The following is a 15,447-nucleotide window of genomic DNA, read 5'->3' as shown; positions in this document are numbered from 1 at the left end:
ATGGGCCGACGCTACGTCCGCACCGCGCCCCCGCGGCACTGCCTGTCCGGTTCGGTCACGCAGAGTTCACGGGCGGCGGAGGCACAGCGGGCGACCGCACGTGGCGCGTCTGCTCCGCCCGCGCCGCGAGGTCGGCGTCGGGCGGGTAATCGACGGCGACCAGGGTGAGCCCGTGGGCCGGGGCCACCGGCACCTCGCTCGCCCGCTCGCCGCGCCGCAGCAGCCCCGCGGGCCAGTCGAGGGCCCGCCGCCCGCGGCCGACGTCGAGCAGCGCCCCGACCAGGCTGCGAACCATCGAGTGGCAGAACGCGTCGGCGGCCACTGCGGCGGTGACGACCCGCTCGTCGTCGACGCTCCAGCGCAGCTCCTGCAGCGCCCGCACGGTCGTGGCGCCCTCGCGGCGCTTGCAGAAGGCGGCGAAGTCGTGCTCGCCCAGCAGCAGCGCGGAGGCCGCGTTGAGGGCGTCAACGTCGACCGGGAAGGGCCAGGCGACGGTGTCGCGGGCGCGCAGCGGCTCGGCGCCGTGCGGCGCGGTGGCGACGCGGTAGCGGTAGTGGCGGCGCAGGGCGCCGAACCGGGCGTCGAAGGCGTCGGGGACGGGCCGGACGGCGCGGACGCGCACGTCGGGCGGCAGCAGGCGCGCGAGGCGCCGCACCAGCCACTCCGGGTCGAGGTCGGCGGGGAGGTCGGCGTGGGCGACCTGACCGGTGGCGTGCACGCCGGCGTCGGTGCGCCCGGCCACCGTCACCGCGACGGGCTCGCGCAGCACCGTCGACAGCGCGTCGACGAGCACCCCGCACACCGTCCGCAGGCCGGGCTGGACCGCCCACCCGGAGAAGTCCGTGCCGTCGTAGGCGAGGTCGAACCGGTGGCGCCGGCGCAGAGACGGACCGAGCCCGCCGTCCGGGGGGACGACGGGCTCGGGCGCGTGGAGCGGGTGGCTCAGGACTCGTCCTTCTTCTGCTGCGAGGCAGGGAGGGAGAAGCCGGCGGCCTCCGCGGCCTCGGCGCTGGCGAACCAGACCTCGGCGACGGTGTTGTCGTAGAACCGCGAACCCGGGACGTGGTAGAGCATCGAGTCGGCGTTGCCCTTGATCTCGAAGCCCTCCGGCGCCTCGTCGGCGTCCTCGAGCGGGGCGTGGCTGCCCTCGCCGTAGGGCGCGTCGGCGGAGTCGGCGGCCTCCTGGGCGGACTCGGCCGCGTCCAGCGCCTTCTCCTGGGTGTCGCTGCCCTCGGGGGCCTCGGCGGCGGCGTCGAGCGCCTTCTCCGAAGCCTCCTCGGCGGCCACGCCCGCGGGCGTGGTCGCCGCGGCCTGCTGCGAGGCGGCGGCCCGGCGGGCGCGGTTGGCCTCGTCGGTGACCGTCTTCTGCTGGACCAGCTCGATCACGGCCATGGGGGCGTTGTCGCCCTTGCGCGGCAGCGTCTTGGTGATCCGGGTGTAGCCGCCCTGGCGGTCGGCGAAGAACGGGCCGATGTCGGCGATCAGGCGGTGCACGACCGTCTTGTCGCGGATGACCTTCTGGATCTCGCGACGGTTGTGCAGGTCGCCGACCTTGGCCTTGGTGATCAGGCGCTCGGCGTAGGGGCGCAGCTTGCGCGCCTTGGCCTCGGTCGTCGTGATCCGGCCGTGCTCGAACAGAGACGTCGCGAGGTTGGCCAGGATCAGCCGCTGGTGCGCGGGTGACCCGCCCAGGCGGGGCCCCTTGGTGGGCTGAGGCATGGCTACAGCTGCTCCGTTTCTGCGTAGTCCTGGCCGTCGTCGCCGAACGGCTGGTCGGCGTCGTAACCGCCGTCGGAGCCGTACTCGGCGGCCGCGGCCGACGGGTCGAATCCGGGCGGGCTGTCCTTGAGCGCGAGCCCGAGGCCGACGAGCTTCATCTTGACCTCGTCGATCGACTTCGCACCGAAGTTGCGGATGTCGAGCAGGTCGGCCTCGCTGCGGCCGACGAGCTCACCCACGGTGTGGATGCCCTCGCGCTTGAGGCAGTTGTAGGAGCGGACCGTGAGGTCGAGCTCCTCGATCGGCATCGCGAAGGCGGCGATGGTGTCGGCCTCCTGCGGCGACGGGCCGATCTCGATGCCCTCGGCGTCGACGTTCAGCTCGCGCGCGAGGCCGAACAGCTCCACCAGCGTCTTGCCGGCCGAGGCCAGCGCGTCGCGGGGGGTGATCGAGGGCTTCGTCTCGACGTCGAGCACCAGCTTGTCGAAGTCGGTGCGCTGCTCGACGCGGGTGGCCTCGACCTTGTAGGTCACCTTGAGGACCGGCGAGTAGATCGAGTCGACCGGGATGCGGCCGATCTCGGCGCCGGTGGCCTTGTTCTGCATGGCCGGGACGTAGCCACGACCCCGCTCGACGACGAGCTCCACCTCGAGGCGGCCCTTGTCGTTGAGCGTGGCGATGTGCAGGTCCGGGTTGTGCACGGTGACGCCGGCGGGCGGGACGATGTCGCCCGCCGTGACCGGGCCGGGGCCCTGCTTGCGCAGGTACATCGTGACCGGCTCGTCCTCCTCGGAGGACACGACCAGCTCCTTGAGGTTCAGGATGATGTCGGTGACGTCCTCCTTCACCCCCGGGACGGTCGTGAACTCGTGCAGGACGCCGTCGATGCGGATGCTGGTGACCGCCGCGCCCGGGATGGACGACAGCAGCGTGCGCCGGAGCGAGTTGCCCAGCGTGTAGCCGAAACCGGGCTCCAGCGGCTCGATGACGAACCGGGAGCGGGTGTCGACGACCGAGTCCTCGGCCAGGGTGGGGCGCTGAGAGATCAGCATGGGATGGGGCCTCCTTCAGGCCTGCGGCTACCGCTATTTGAAGCCGCAGTGAGCCCCCGGTCCCTCCCTGCGGGACCGGGGGTGTCCAGCTCTACTTGGAGTAGAGCTCGACGATCAGCTGCTCGGTGACCTGCGTGTCGATCTGCGCACGCTCGGGCAGCTGGTGGACCAGGATGCGCAGGTTCGAGGGGACGACCTGCAGCCACGCCGGAACCGGACGGTCGCCGAGGAGCTCCTTGGCGATGATGAACGGGTCCGTGTTGACCGACTTCGGCTTGACGTCGATCACGTCGTACTGGGAGACGCGGAAGCTCGGGATGTCGACCTTCTGGCCGTTGACCAGGAAGTGGCCGTGGTTCACGAGCTGACGGGCCATGCGCCGCGTGCGGGCCAGGCCCGCGCGGTACACGACGTTGTCGAGGCGGGTCTCGAGGATCTGCAGCAGGTTGTCACCGGTCTTGCCCTGGCGACGGTTGGCCTCCTCGTAGTAGCGGCGGAACTGCTTCTCCAGCACGCCGTACGCGAATCGGGCCTTCTGCTTCTCCTGCATCTGCAGGAGGTACTCGGTCTCCTTGATGCGGATCCGGCCGTGCTGGCCGGGCGGGTACGGGCGGCGCTCGAAGGCCTGGTCACCGCCGACGAGGTCGACCTTGAGGCGACGCGACTTGCGCGTCATGGGTCCGGTGTAGCGAGCCATCTCTCGTCTCCTCCCCTAGACCCGGCGCCGCTTGGGCGGACGGCAGCCGTTGTGCGGCTGCGGGGTCACGTCGGAGATCGTGCCGACCTCGAGGCCGGCGGCCTGCAGGGAACGGATCGCGGTCTCGCGGCCGGACCCGGGGCCCTTGACGAACACGTCGACCTTCTTCATGCCGTGCTCCGCCGCCTTGCGGGCGCAGCTCTCGGCGGCCATCTGCGCGGCGAACGGCGTGGACTTGCGCGAGCCCTTGAAACCGACGTGGCCCGCGGAGGCCCACGCGATCACGGCACCGGTCGGGTCGGTGATCGACACGATCGTGTTGTTGAACGTGCTCTTGATGTGAGCGTGCCCGTGGGCGACGTTCTTCTTCTCCTTGCGACGGACCTTCTTGGGTCCGGCCTGCTGGCGAGTGCGGGGCGGCATTACTTCTTACCTGCCTTCTTCTTGCCGGCGACCGTCTTCTTCGGTCCCTTGCGGCCGCGGGCGTTGGTCTTGGTGCGCTGGCCGCGCACCGGCAGACCCCGGCGGTGCCGGATCCCCTGGTAGCAGCCGATCTCGATCTTGCGGCGGATGTCGGCCTGCACCTCACGGCGCAGGTCGCCCTCGACGCGCAGGTGCTCCTCGATGTACGTGCGGAGCTTGGTGAGGTCGTCGTCCGTCAGGTCCTTCGAGCGCAGGTCGCGGTCGATGCCCGTGGCGGTGAGGATCTCCAGGGAGCGGGTGCGACCGATCCCGAAGATGTAGGTGAGCGCGATCTCCATCCGCTTGTCGCGGGGGAGGTCGACGCCGGAAAGACGTGCCATGCGGCGGTTTCTCCTGTCGTAACCGTGTCCAGGTCTGCCCGACGCCCGTCCCGGAGCCGCTGTAGTTCCGGGCCCCGGCCTGGTTCCGGGGGTGGGTTGCGCCCGTGTGGCGCGGTAGGTGCGTCGGGTTCCTCTGTGTTGCTGCGTCCTGTGGACGAAGAACTGCGGGGCGATCAGCCCTGGCGCTGCTTGTGGCGCAGGTTCTCGCAGATCACCATGACCCGGCCGTGACGGCGGATCACCTTGCACTTGTCGCAGATCTTCTTGACGCTCGGCTGGACCTTCACGTCCGTCGCTCTCTCAGTTGGTCGGTCACTTGTAGCGGTAGACGATGCGGCCGCGGGTGAGGTCGTACGGAGACAGCTCCACCACCACGCGGTCCTCGGGGAGGATCCGGATGTAGTGCTGCCGCATCTTGCCGCTGATGTGGGCGAGGACCCGGTGCCCGTTCTCCAGCTCCACGCGGAACATCGCGTTCGGCAGGGGTTCGACGACCCGGCCCTCGACCTCGATCGCCCCGTCCTTCTTGGCCATGTCCTCCGCGATCCGTGACAGGTGTACGTACAGTTGACGTCGTGCTGGTGGCGCCTGTCCGCCGGCCCGGGACCGCTGGTCCCTCAGAGGTGCTACCTCGAACGGCACGACGGCTGCAGATGCATCCCGGGACGCACAGAGGCGCACCGAACGTCCAGAGTACAACCGTTGCGCACCGACCCGCACATGGGGTACACGCGCACGGGATCTCGGTTGACCTGCACCCGCGTCGAAGTGGTGAGCTTCGGCCGTGACGACGCTGCCGCGCCCGCTCCGCCCCTTCCGCCACCGCGACTACCGGCTCCTGGTGGCGTCGATGGCGTCCTCGCTGTTCGCCACGGGCGTCTGGCTGCTGGCCGTGGTCTACCAGGTCATCGCGCTCGGCGGCGGGCCGTCGGAGCTCTCGCTCGTCGTCGCGGCGGGCAGCGTCGGCCTGCTCGCCAGCGTGCTCGTGGGCGGGATCGCGGCCGATCGGCTGCCGCGCCGCGCGCTGCTCATCGGGGTGGAGTCGGTGCGGGTGGTCGCGGCCGGCGCCGCGGCCGCCCTCTCGCTGACGGGCTCGCTGCAGCTGTGGCACCTGGCCGTCGCCTCGCTGGTGCTCGGCTCCGCGGAGGGCTTCTACTTCCCGGCCTACTCCGCCCTGCTGCCCACGCTGCTGCCCGCCGACGAGCTCCTGGCGGCCAACGGCGTCGAGGGGACGCTGCGCCCGGTCGTCATGCAGGCGCTGGGTCCGGCGCTGGCCGGCGTGCTGGTCAGCGCGTTCCTGCCGGGCACCGCGATCGTCGCGGCCGCCGTGGCCAACGTCGTGGCCCTGCTGCCGCTGCTGGTGATGCGGGTGGCGCCGGTCGCCGCGCGCGCCGACGGCCCCGCGTCGGTGCTCGCCGACCTGCGCGAGGGCTTCGGCTACTTCCTGCGCACCGGCTGGCTGTTCGCGACGCTGGCCTTCGCCTCGGTGCTCGTCCTGCTGATCATCGGCCCGATCGAGGTGCTCGTGCCGTTCGCGGTGCGCGACCAGACCGGCTCCGGGCCGGGCGGCTACGCGTTCGTGCTGGCGAGCTACGGCGTCGGCGGGGTGGTCGGCTCGGTCGCCGCCTCCGCGGGTCGGCTGCCCCGGCGCTACCTCACCTGGATGATCCTGCTGTGGGGCGCGGGCTCGCTGCCGCTGGTCGTCCTCGGCGTCACCGACCTGCTCTGGGTCATGGGCGCCGCGGCGTTCGTCGTCGGCGTCACCGGGGCGGCGGCCACCGTCATCTGGGGCACGCTGCTGCAGCGCCGCGTGCCGCCGCACCTGCTGGGCCGGGTGTCCAGCCTGGACTTCTTCGTCTCGCTGGCGCTGATGCCGATCTCGATGGCCTTGGCCGGGCCGGTCGGCGACGCGCTGGGCCTGCCGCTGACGTTCCTGCTGGCCGGCGCGATCCCGGTGTTCCTGTCGATCGCGGCGATCCTGGGCTGGCGCCTGCACCGCGACGAGATCGCCCACCCCCTCGACGTGCCCGCCGAGGTCAGCGCAGCGCCGGCATCGTGAACCACAGCATCGGGTTGCGCGTCGTGCCGCGGGCCCCGGTCAGGCCGAGCTCGGCGCGGACCTCCGCGATCCGGGTGAACGCCTCCGGCGCCCGTCGGCGCGACGCCGTGAACCCGGTGACGCCGTGCTCCCGCATCCAGCGCAGCACGACCGCACCCTCGGTCAGGGGCAGGACCCGGCGCCCGTGGTGGACGTCGTGCACGCTCACCGGGATCCCGGCCGGCACCAGCGGGAACAGCTCGGCGAGGAACCACCGCGCGAACGACGCGGTGTGCGCGGCGTCGACGAACAGGTAGCCCGCGTCGCGCGGCACGTCGGCGAGGCGCTCGCGGACGTCGCCCAGGACGAAGGTCCACCGGTCGGCCGCCAGCTCCGGGGGCACCGTGCGCCGCACGTTGTCGATGCGGTCGAACGAGTGCAGGTGGCCGGACCCGTTGTCGCGCAGCGCCCGCAGGATCCAGCTCGTCGACCAGCCGTGGAAGGTGCCCAGCTCCATGACGTGCGCCGGCCGCGCATCGCGCAGCAGGAGGTAGGTCACCTCGGCCTCGACGTCGTCGAGCTGCGGCGTCATCGACGGCGTCGCCTCGCGGAACCGCCGCTGCTCCTCGACGACGCGGGCCAGGTCGGCGGCGTGGGTGCGGTAGAGCGCGCAGACGCGGCCGAGGTCGATCACGCCCCCGACCGTAGCCGACGCCGCCTCCGCCGCCGGGCCAGCACCAGCGCACCCGCGACGCCCGCCAGGACCCACCCCGCCCGCGACGGCGGGCGGACCGCGGCCGGTTCGTCGTCGGCCTCGTCGAGCAGCGTGACCGTGCCGGCGTCGCCGTCGACGAGGACCTCCTGCCCGGTGCGGATCCGGCTCGTGGCCGACCCGGTGCCGAGCACGGCCGGGATCCCGTACTCGCGGGCGACGATGGAGCCGTGGCTCAGGGGCCCGCCGACGTCGGTGACGACGGCCGCGGCCATCGCGAACAGCGGCGTCCACGCGGGCGTGGTGATCCGGGCGACGAGCACCTCCCCCGGCACCAGCGACGCGAAGTCGGCCGGGCCGTCGAGGACGCGCGCGGGGGCCGTCACGCGGCCAGACCCGGCGCCGACCCCCCGCACCACCGCCCCGGTGCCCCCGCCCTCGCGCGCGGGCATCACCGACGACAGCGCCCGGCTCAGCCACGGCCGCTCCGGCAGCATCTGCGGCGGGACGGCGCGGCGCTGCCCGCGCCAGACCATCCGGCGCTCGGCGACCTCGGCGCGCAGGTCGGGCCGCTCGGTGCCGCCGGCCAGGGCGCGGAGCTCGTCGTGGTGCAGCCAGAACACGTCGTCGGCGTCGGCGACCACGCCGTCCAGGGCGAGCCGGCGCCCGAGCTCGCGCAGCATCCGGCGCATGGTGGGCCACGCCAGCCCGACGTCGGCCAGCGCGTCCTCGCGGACCGGGCCGGTGGACTGCGCCGCGGCCAGCAGCCGGTCGAACAGCGCGCGGCGCACCGGGTCGAGCCGGGCGCGGGCGAGGTGGGTCAGCTCGTCGCGCTGCGCCGCCGCCCGCCGCTGCCGCTCGTGGGGGTGGGTGCCGCCGCCCTCGGCGAAGAACCGGATCGTGGCGAGCAGCGGCTCCGGGTCGTCGGCGGGCACCGGGCTCGCGAAGTCGAGGTTGTAGACGGTGTGCCCGAACTCGGCGAGGTGGCGGCGGAAGCGGTCGTCCCAGTCGGCGTCGCGGGGCGCGAGGGCCAGGTCGTGCAGCGACTTCTCGGCCTGCAGCGGCCTGCTGTCGAACCCGACGAGCAGCGCCTGCGCGGGCGGCTCGCCCTGCCGGCGGACCAGCCGGTCGTAGAACGCGGTGAACACGATCTCCGACCCCGCCGCCAGCGGGATGATCGACTGGACCGCGGTGTAGTAGCGCGTACCGGCGTCGAGCAGCGCCGAGACGCCGTCGAGCACCTCGGCCGCGGTGAGCAGCGCGGGGTCGCGGTCCGCCCACTCCGCGACGGCGGCGGCGTAGGCCGGGTGCGCCGTCTCCCGCCAGGCGGTGACCCCGCCCCGGGCCGTCGAGCCGCCCGGACCGGACAGCGCCCGGACCGCCTGCGGCGTCCGCAGCGTCATCCGGACCAGCCCGGCGTTGCGGTAGAAGTAGTACGCGTAGCCGTTGACCGTGGGGAACGCCAGGTCGCCCTCGCGCAGCGGGTCGCCCAGTGCGGTCGCCATGAGCTCGCCCAGCGAGCGGGTCACCGATCCGTCGACGAGGTCGGCGAACAGCGGCGTCAGCGGGTCGGGCATCTGCTCGACGATGCTCGCGCGGAAGTACGTGCCCCCCGGGTACGGCACGGGCCAGCTCGTCGGGACGTCGCCGGTGGGCTCGGGCAGCGCCGTGACCGGCCGGGCCTGCACGACGTGGAACGCCCCGCCGGTGTCCCGGACCCACTCGACGTCCTGCGGCGCGCCGAAGTGCGCGGCGATCCGGACGCCCAGCGCCACGAGCTCGGCCGCGGCGGCGTCGTCGAGCACCGGCTCGCGGCGGCGGCCCGGCGGCACCGCCACCTCGCGCGTGCCCGTCGCCCCCGGGACGGTCATCACCGCCTTGTCGGCGACGTGCCGCGCGACGACGGCGCCGGTGGCCGCGTCGACGACGAGGTCGTCGGTGCTCACCGTCCCGCCGACGACCGACTCGCCCAGCCCCCACGCCGCGCTCACCGCGGCGCGGTCGCGGCGACCGGTCGTCGGGTCGGCGGTGAACAGGACGCCGGCGGCCCGGGCGTCGACCATCCGCTGGACGACGACGGCCAGGCTCACGCCCGCCGGGTCGACGCCCGCCCGCGAGCGGTAGGCCATCGCGCGCCCGGTCCACAGCGAGGCCCAGCAGTCCCGGACGGCGGCGAGCACCGCCGCCTCCCCCTCGACGTGGAGGTAGGTGTCCTGCTGCCCGGCGGAGCTCGCGCCCTCGAGGTCCTCCGCCGTCGCCGACGAGCGGACGGCGACCGGCCCGCCGCCCAGCCCCGCGTACCCGGCCGTGATCGCGTCGGCCCAGTCGGCGGGCGGCTCGTGCGCGGCGAACAGGGCCGCGATGGCGTCGGCCGCGCCGGGTCCGCCCGTGCGGGCCAGCGCCACGACCTCCGCACCGATCCCCGCCGCGGCGACGAACGCGTCGTACGCGGCGGTCGGAACCACGAACCCCGGCGGGACCGGCAGGCCCGCCCGCACCAGCTCGCCGAGGTTCGCGCCCTTGCCACCCGCCACGGTGACGTCGGCGCGGCCGACGTCACCGAGAGCCACCACTGCCGTCACGCCCGCGACGCTACTCGGGGCGCGGGCGCGGTGACGCAGGGTGGGACGGACCTACAGCGCCTTGAGCTCCTCGGTGACCGCGGCGACCGACTTCTTCGCGTCGCCGAACAGCATCGCGGTGTTGTCGGCGTAGAACAGCGGGTTGTCGATGCCGGCGAAGCCGCTGCTCATGGAGCGCTTGAGCACGATCACCGAGTGGCTCTGGTCGACGTTGAGGATCGGCATGCCGTAGATCGGGCTCGACGCGTCCGAGCGGGCCGCCGGGTTGGTGACGTCGTTCGCCCCGATCACCAGCGTGACGTCGGTGCGGGAGAACTCGTCGTTGATGTCGTCCATCTCCTTGAGCGCGTCGTAGGAGACGTCGGCCTCGGCGAGCAGGACGTTCATGTGGCCCGGCATGCGCCCGGCCACCGGGTGGATCGCGTACTTGACCTCGACGCCCTTGGCCTCCAGCAGCTTGGCCATGTCCTTGACCGCGTGCTGCGCCTGCGCGACGGCGAGCCCGTAGCCCGGGACGACGATCACCGAGGACGCGTACGCCATCTGCACGGCGGCGTCGGCCGCGGACGTCGACTTCACCGTGCGGTCGACCCCGTCGTCGGCGCCGGGGACCAGCGTCGTGCCGCCGAAGCCGCCCGCGACGATCGCCGGGATCGTGCGGTTCATGGCCACGGCCATCTGGTTGGTGAGGATCGAGCCCGACGCCCCGACGATCATGCCCGCGACGATCATCGCCGTGTTGTCGAGCGCGAGGCCCGCCGCGGCGGCGGAGAGGCCGGTGAGCGCGTTGAGCAGCGAGATGACGACCGGCATGTCGGCGCCGCCGATGGGCAGCACCACCAGGACGCCGAGCACGGCCGCGACCACCAGCAGGCCGATGATCCAGATCTCGGCCGCCCCGCCCAGCCCGGCGACGATCGCGCAGGCGACGGCGCCGGCCAGCAGCAGGACGTTGACGAACTGCTGCGCGCGGCCCAGGCCGATCGGGCGGCCGGGCAGGATCTCCTGCAGCTTGCCGTAGGCGATGATCGAGCCCCAGAACGAGACCGAGCCGATGATCGCCGCGAACAGCGACGCCACGATGACGTAGGTGGGCACGCCGGAGAACGACTCGGTGGTGCGGAACTCCGACCACGCGATGAGCGCCACCGCGCCGCCGCCGACACCGTTGAACAGCGCCACCATCTGCGGCACCGCCGTCATCTGGACCTTCTGGGCCGACGGCACGCCCAGCGCCGTGCCGACCACCAGGCCCACGATGATGAGGATCCAGTTGTGCGTGACGGTCAGCAGCGTGGCCACCACCGCGATCGTCATGCCGACGGCGGCGATCTTGTTGCCGCGCACGGCCGTCTTCGGGCCGGTGAGGCCCATCAGGCCGTAGATGAACAGGCTGAAGGCGATGATGTAGAGGATCGGGATGAGCACGTCCATCAGGAGTCGCCCTTCTTCTGCGCGGGCTTGGCCTTGAACATGCCGAGCATCCGGTCGGTGACCAGGAAGCCGCCGATCACGTTGATCATGCCGAAGGCGATCGCGACCACGAGGATGATGGAGTCACCGATCGACGGGTCCTCCAGCCTCCCCAGCACGATGATGCCGCCGAGCAGCACGATGCCGTGGATCGCGTTGGTGCCCGACATCAGCGGCGTGTGCAGCGTGTTGGGCACCTTCGAGATCACCGCGAAGCCGACGAAGCCGGCCAGCACGAGGATCGCGATGTTCGCGAGCAGTCCCGAGGAGCCCGCCTCCGTCGCGTCGGCGGCGAGGATGGAGACGTTCATCAGGCACTCACCTCTCGGGTGACGCAGGACTGCGCGAGCACCTCGTCGTCGAAGTCCGGCGCCAGCGCGCCGTTCTCGTCCAGCATCAGTTCCAGCAGGGCCGACACGTTGCGGGCGTAGAGCTCCGAGGCGTGCTCGGGCATCGTCGCGGGCAGGTTCAGCGGGGAGGCGATCGTGACGTCGTGGGCCACGATGACCTCGCCGGCCTCCGTCAGCTCGCAGTTGCCGCCGCTCTCCCCCGCCATGTCGACGACGACGCTGCCCGGGCGCATGCCCTCGACGGCCCGCGCCGTGACCAGCGTCGGCGCCTTGCGGCCCGGCACGTTGGCGGTGGTGATGACGACGTCGAAGCCGGTGATGGCCTCCTCGAGGCGCTTCTGCTGCTCGGCGCGCTCGTCGTCGGTGAGCTCACGGGCGTAGCCGCCCTCGCCGACGGCCTCGATGCCGAGGTCGAGCCACTGCGCGCCCAGTGAGCGGACCTGGTCGGCCACCTCGGGGCGCACGTCGTAGCCGGTGGTGCGGGCCCCCAGGCGCTTGGCCGTGGCCAGCGCCTGCAGCCCGGCCACGCCCACGCCGAGCACCAGCGCCTGCGCCGGCTTCACGGTGCCCGCCGCGGTGGTGAGCATCGGGAAGAAGCGGGTGGAGCGCTCGGCGGCGAGCAGGACGGCCTTGTAGCCCGCCACGTTGCCCTGCGACGACAGCGCGTCCATCGACTGGGCCCGCGAGATGCGCGGGATCGACTCCATCGCGAACGCGACGACCCCGGCGGCCTTGAGCGCCGCCAGCGACTCGGGCGCGGTGCGCGGGGCGAGGAACCCGATCAGGGTGGCGCCCGAGCGGAGCCGGCCGATCTCCTCGGTGCTCGGTGGCGCGACCTTGACGACGACGTCCGCCGACCACGGGTCGCCGATCGTGGCGCCCGCCGCGACGTAGAGCTCGTCGGGGATCAGCGCCCCGAGCCCGGCCCCGGACTCGACGACGACCTCGACCCCCCGCGTGCGGAGCTTCTCGACGACCTTCGGGACGAGCGCGACCCGCCGCTCGTCCGCTCCCGACTCGCGGGGCACACCCACGGTGGTGCCCCCGGTTGCTGCAGTCATGGCGGGAACCTAGCCCAGCGCCACGACGAGGGGACCCGCCGTGTGATCAGTGTCGGGTCACGGACGGGCCTCGACCGATTCAGCCGGGTCAGCTCACGGGCAGCGTGAGGATCCGCGGGCCGTCCTCGGTGATGGCGACGCTGTGCTCCCAGTGCACGGCCCGGCTCCCGTCGGCGGTGACGACGGTCCAGCCGTCGGCCAGCTCCAGGGTCTCCGGGTCGCCGCCGGTGAGCATCGGCTCCACCGCCAGCGCCATCCCGGCCCGCAGGCGCGGGCCCTGGCCGGGCTCGCCGTGGTTGGGCAGGAACGGGTCCATGTGCATCGAGGTGCCGATGCCGTGGCCGCCGTACTCCGCGACGATGCCGTAGGGCACGCCGTCGCGGCGCCCGGCCTCCTCGCACGCCTCCTGCACCGCGTGCGAGATGTCGGTGAGCCGCCCGCCGGGCCGCACCGCGGCGATCCCGGCGTGCAGCGCGGCCTCGCAGGCCGCCGACAGCTTGAGGTCGGCCTCGGACACGGCCCCGATCGGGATCGTGACCGCGGCGTCGCCGTGCCAGCCCTCGAGGATCGCGCCGCAGTCCACCGAGATGAGGTCGCCGTCGGCGAGCACCGCCGACGCCGACGGGATCCCGTGCACGATCTGCTCGTTCACCGAGGCGCAGATCGAGGCCGGGAAGCCGTGGTAGCCCAGGAACGAGGGGACGGCGCCGCCGTCCCGGATCGTCTGCTCGGCCAGCGCGTCGAGCTCGGCGGTGCTGACGCCCGGCTTCGCCAGCTCGACGACCGCCACGAGCGTGCGGGCGACGAGCGCGCCGGCGGCCCGCATGGCCTCCAGCTCGCCCGGCGTCTTCAGCTCGATGTCACGGCCGCGCAAGCGGTTCACCAGCCCCCGTACCCCGCCGCGCCCGCCGCTCACGGCGTGGGCAGGGCGTCGAACACCCGCTCGGTGATCTCCTCGACGGTTCCGACGGCGTCGACGCGGATGAGCCGGTCGGCGTAGAAGGCGAGGAGCGGGGCGGTGTCGTCCCGGTAGACCTGCTGGCGACGGATGATGACGTCCTCGGTGTCGTCGCTGCGGCCGCGGCCCATCAGCCGCGCCACGACGACCTCGTCGGGGACGACGAACTCCACGACGGCGTCGAGCTGCAGGCCCTGCTCCTCGAGCAGCCCGGCCAGCGACTCCGCCTGCGGGGCGGTGCGCGGGAAGCCGTCGAGGATGAAGCCCTTCGCGGCGTCGGGCTCGGTGAGGCGCTCCCGGACCATCGCGACCGTCACCTCGTCGGGGACGAGGTCGCCGGCGTCCATGTAGCGCTTGGCCTCGACGCCGAGCGGGGTCTCCTCTTTGAGGTTCGCCCGGAACAGGTCCCCGGTGGAGATGTGCGGCACGTCGAGCCGCGCCGCCATCCGCTCCGCCTGAGTGCCCTTGCCCGCGCCCGGCGGACCGACCAGAACGAGTCGCACGCGAACCCGCCTTTCCCTGCTGGAGTTCAGTTGACCCGACGGACGTTAGCGCAGGAAGCCCTCGTAGTTGCGCTGCATGAGCTGGCTCTCGATCTGCTTCACGGTGTCCAGCCCCACTCCGACCATGATCAGCACGGCCGTGCCGCCGAAGGGGAAGTTCTGGTTCTGCCCCGATCCGGTGATGCCGAGGAAGAAGTTCGGGAGCACCGCGATGAGGCCGAGGTAGAGCGATCCCGGCAGCGTGATGCGGGAGAGCACGTGGTTGAGGTACTCCGCCGTGGGGCGTCCCGGGCGGATGCCGGGGATGAAGCCGCCGAACTTCTTCATCTCGTCGGCGCGCTCGTCGGGGTTGAACGTGATGCCGACGTAGAAGTACGTGAAGAAGATGATCAGCCCGACGTACAGGAGGATGTGCACCGGGTTGGACTGGTCGACCAGGTAGGTCTGCACGAACTGCTGGACCGCTCCCGACTCCGTGCCGACCAGCTGGGACACCAGCTGCGGCAGGTACAGCAGCGACGAACCGAAGATCACCGGGATGACGCCGGCCTGGTTCACCTTGAGCGGGAGGTAGGTCGACGTGCCGCCGTACATCCGGCGCCCGACCATCCGCTTCGCGTACTGCACGGGGATGCGGCGCTGGCCCTGCTCGACGAACACGACGCTCGCGATGATGGCGAGCCCGAAGATGCAGACGCCCGTGAAGATGAGCGGGCCGCCCTCGGGGTTGTTGAGGATGTTGGCGCCCTCGGCCGGGATGCGGGCCGCGATCGAGGCGAAGATCAGCAGGGACATGCCGTTGCCGACGCCGCGCTCGGTGACCTGCTCGCCCAGCCACATGATGACCGCGGTGCCCGCCGTCATCACGATGACGATGAGCGAGAGGTCGAAGACGCTGTCGCCCGGGATGATGTCCTGCGTGCAGCCCTGGAACAGCTGGCCGCGGTCGGCCAGCGCGACGATGCCGGTGGCCTGCAGGATGCCGAGCGCGATCGTGAGGTAGCGGGTGTACTGGGTCAGCTTGGCCTGACCCGACTGCCCTTCCTTCTTCAGCTGCTCGAACCGCGGGATGACGACGGTGAGCAGCTGCACGATGATGCTGGACGTGATGTAGGGCATGATGCCCAGCGCGAAGATCGACAGCTGGAGCAGCGCCCCGCCGGAGAACAGGTTGATCAGCGAGTACACGCTGGAGTTCGCGCCGCTCGACACGTCGGCGATGCACTGCTGCACCGCCGGGTACGAGACGCCCGGCGACGGGATGGTGGCGCCGAGCCGGTAGACCGCGACGATCCCGAGCGTGAAGAGGATCTTCTTCCGGAGATCCGGCGTGGTCAGTGCCGACCGGAAAGCGCTGAGCACTGGTGTGATCCTCCTGTACTGGTGGCCCCCGCGTCGCGGGCTGCCGCAGCGGGCCCATCGGGCGCACCGCGCAGGAACCCTAACAGCGGCTGTGCCGCCCCCACGGCACGGACCGGCGCGATGGCGCCGGTCCGCAC

Annotated in this window: 17 protein-coding genes; 1 reads left to right on the top strand and 16 read right to left on the bottom strand. The window is 72.4% G+C overall.

Going from position 1 to position 15,447, the window contains the following annotated elements; genetic code table 11:
• Positions 1-55: 55 nt before the first annotated feature.
• The 8 genes from truA to infA form a co-directional block, all read right to left on the bottom strand.
• Positions 56-883: a tRNA pseudouridine(38-40) synthase TruA gene (gene truA, locus HOP40_RS12325; RefSeq protein WP_205347285.1), complete on the bottom strand. Its 828-nt coding sequence runs from the start codon at positions 881-883 to the stop codon at positions 56-58.
• 59 nt (positions 884-942) lie between these two features.
• The gene (gene rplQ / locus HOP40_RS12320; RefSeq protein WP_172157826.1) at positions 943-1,719 is read right to left on the bottom strand and encodes a 50S ribosomal protein L17, sunset domain variant; all 777 of its coding nucleotides are present in this window, start codon (positions 1,717-1,719) and stop codon (positions 943-945) included.
• Between the two features lie 2 nt (positions 1,720-1,721).
• Positions 1,722-2,771: a DNA-directed RNA polymerase subunit alpha gene (locus HOP40_RS12315; RefSeq protein ID WP_172157823.1), complete on the bottom strand. Its 1,050-nt coding sequence runs from the start codon at positions 2,769-2,771 to the stop codon at positions 1,722-1,724.
• A 91-nt stretch (positions 2,772-2,862) separates the two neighbouring features.
• Positions 2,863-3,468 (bottom strand): 30S ribosomal protein S4, encoded by a 606-nt coding sequence (gene rpsD, locus HOP40_RS12310; protein WP_141278892.1) that lies wholly within the window; start codon positions 3,466-3,468, stop codon positions 2,863-2,865.
• 15 nt (positions 3,469-3,483) lie between these two features.
• On the bottom strand, positions 3,484-3,891 hold the full coding sequence (rpsK, locus tag HOP40_RS12305; protein WP_141278890.1) for a 30S ribosomal protein S11: 408 nt from the start codon (positions 3,889-3,891) through the stop codon (positions 3,484-3,486).
• Positions 3,891-4,271 carry a 30S ribosomal protein S13 gene (gene rpsM / locus HOP40_RS12300; protein WP_172157821.1) on the bottom strand — a complete coding sequence of 127 codons (381 nt, stop codon included), beginning with the start codon at positions 4,269-4,271 and terminating at the stop codon, positions 3,891-3,893. The genes rpsK and rpsM overlap by 1 nt, the downstream gene beginning before the upstream one ends.
• Positions 4,272-4,444: 173 nt before the next feature.
• Complete coding sequence (rpmJ, locus tag HOP40_RS12295; RefSeq protein ID WP_010148647.1) at positions 4,445-4,558, bottom strand: 50S ribosomal protein L36; 114 nt, start codon at positions 4,556-4,558, stop codon at positions 4,445-4,447.
• Positions 4,559-4,583: 25 nt separating this feature from the next.
• Positions 4,584-4,805 (bottom strand): translation initiation factor IF-1, encoded by a 222-nt coding sequence (gene infA / locus HOP40_RS12290; protein ID WP_028929190.1) that lies wholly within the window; start codon positions 4,803-4,805, stop codon positions 4,584-4,586.
• Positions 4,806-5,055: 250 nt separating this feature from the next.
• Between infA and HOP40_RS12285 the strand changes: the two genes are divergently transcribed.
• Positions 5,056-6,330 (top strand): MFS transporter, encoded by a 1,275-nt coding sequence (locus tag HOP40_RS12285; RefSeq protein ID WP_172157819.1) that lies wholly within the window; start codon positions 5,056-5,058, stop codon positions 6,328-6,330.
• Here the strand turns inward: HOP40_RS12285 and HOP40_RS12280 are convergent.
• From HOP40_RS12280 to secY, 8 genes are all read right to left on the bottom strand, one after another.
• Positions 6,308-7,003, bottom strand: coding sequence for a class I SAM-dependent methyltransferase (locus HOP40_RS12280; protein WP_205347168.1), 696 nt, complete (start codon positions 7,001-7,003; stop codon positions 6,308-6,310). The genes HOP40_RS12285 and HOP40_RS12280 overlap by 23 nt on opposite strands.
• On the bottom strand, positions 7,000-9,603 hold the full coding sequence (locus HOP40_RS12275) for a PEP/pyruvate-binding domain-containing protein (RefSeq protein WP_172157815.1): 2,604 nt from the start codon (positions 9,601-9,603) through the stop codon (positions 7,000-7,002). Before HOP40_RS12275 ends, HOP40_RS12280 begins: the two co-directional genes overlap by 4 nt.
• A 51-nt stretch (positions 9,604-9,654) precedes the next feature.
• Positions 9,655-11,037, bottom strand: coding sequence for an NAD(P)(+) transhydrogenase (Re/Si-specific) subunit beta (locus HOP40_RS12270; RefSeq protein ID WP_172157813.1), 1,383 nt, complete (start codon positions 11,035-11,037; stop codon positions 9,655-9,657).
• Positions 11,037-11,387, bottom strand: coding sequence for an NAD(P) transhydrogenase subunit alpha part 2 (locus HOP40_RS12265; protein ID WP_172157811.1), 351 nt, complete (start codon positions 11,385-11,387; stop codon positions 11,037-11,039). Before HOP40_RS12265 ends, HOP40_RS12270 begins: the two co-directional genes overlap by 1 nt.
• Positions 11,387-12,487, bottom strand: a complete 1,101-nt coding sequence (locus tag HOP40_RS12260) for a Re/Si-specific NAD(P)(+) transhydrogenase subunit alpha (protein ID WP_172157809.1) — start codon at positions 12,485-12,487, stop codon at positions 11,387-11,389. Before HOP40_RS12260 ends, HOP40_RS12265 begins: the two co-directional genes overlap by 1 nt.
• Before the next feature lie 88 nt (positions 12,488-12,575).
• Positions 12,576-13,370 carry a type I methionyl aminopeptidase gene (gene map, locus HOP40_RS12255; RefSeq protein WP_275691350.1) on the bottom strand — a complete coding sequence of 265 codons (795 nt, stop codon included), beginning with the start codon at positions 13,368-13,370 and terminating at the stop codon, positions 12,576-12,578.
• A 29-nt stretch (positions 13,371-13,399) separates the two neighbouring features.
• A complete protein-coding gene (locus HOP40_RS12250; RefSeq protein WP_172157805.1) occupies positions 13,400-13,948 on the bottom strand; it encodes an adenylate kinase in 549 nt (182 codons plus the stop codon).
• Between the two features lie 45 nt (positions 13,949-13,993).
• Positions 13,994-15,310 carry a preprotein translocase subunit SecY gene (gene secY, locus HOP40_RS12245; protein ID WP_172157803.1) on the bottom strand — a complete coding sequence of 439 codons (1,317 nt, stop codon included), beginning with the start codon at positions 15,308-15,310 and terminating at the stop codon, positions 13,994-13,996.
• Between the last annotated feature and the right edge of the window lie 137 nt (positions 15,311-15,447).

This window comes from Pseudonocardia broussonetiae, assembly GCF_013155125.1.
GTDB lineage: Bacteria > Actinomycetota > Actinomycetes > Mycobacteriales > Pseudonocardiaceae > Pseudonocardia > Pseudonocardia broussonetiae.
The sequence above is the reverse complement of the archived record's forward strand: the minus strand, read 5'-3'. Positions and strand labels throughout refer to the sequence as shown.

Bases quoted from the DNA above. Each gene is read 5' to 3' on its own strand.
- rpsM (WP_172157821.1), bottom strand. From the start codon at position 4,271: ATGGCACGTCTTTCCGGCGTCGACCTCCCCCGCGACAAGCGGATGGAG.
- HOP40_RS12315 (WP_172157823.1), bottom strand. From the start codon at position 2,771: ATGCTGATCTCTCAGCGCCCCACCCTGGCCGAGGACTCGGTCGTCGAC.
- HOP40_RS12270 (WP_172157813.1), bottom strand. From the start codon at position 11,037: ATGGACGTGCTCATCCCGATCCTCTACATCATCGCCTTCAGCCTGTTC.
- rplQ (WP_172157826.1), bottom strand. From the start codon at position 1,719: ATGCCTCAGCCCACCAAGGGGCCCCGCCTGGGCGGGTCACCCGCGCAC.
- rpsD (WP_141278892.1), bottom strand. From the start codon at position 3,468: ATGGCTCGCTACACCGGACCCATGACGCGCAAGTCGCGTCGCCTCAAG.
- HOP40_RS12265 (WP_172157811.1), bottom strand. From the start codon at position 11,387: ATGAACGTCTCCATCCTCGCCGCCGACGCGACGGAGGCGGGCTCCTCG.
- infA (WP_028929190.1), bottom strand. From the start codon at position 4,805: ATGGCCAAGAAGGACGGGGCGATCGAGGTCGAGGGCCGGGTCGTCGAA.
- rpsK (WP_141278890.1), bottom strand. From the start codon at position 3,891: ATGCCGCCCCGCACTCGCCAGCAGGCCGGACCCAAGAAGGTCCGTCGC.
- HOP40_RS12260 (WP_172157809.1), bottom strand. From the start codon at position 12,487: ATGACTGCAGCAACCGGGGGCACCACCGTGGGTGTGCCCCGCGAGTCG.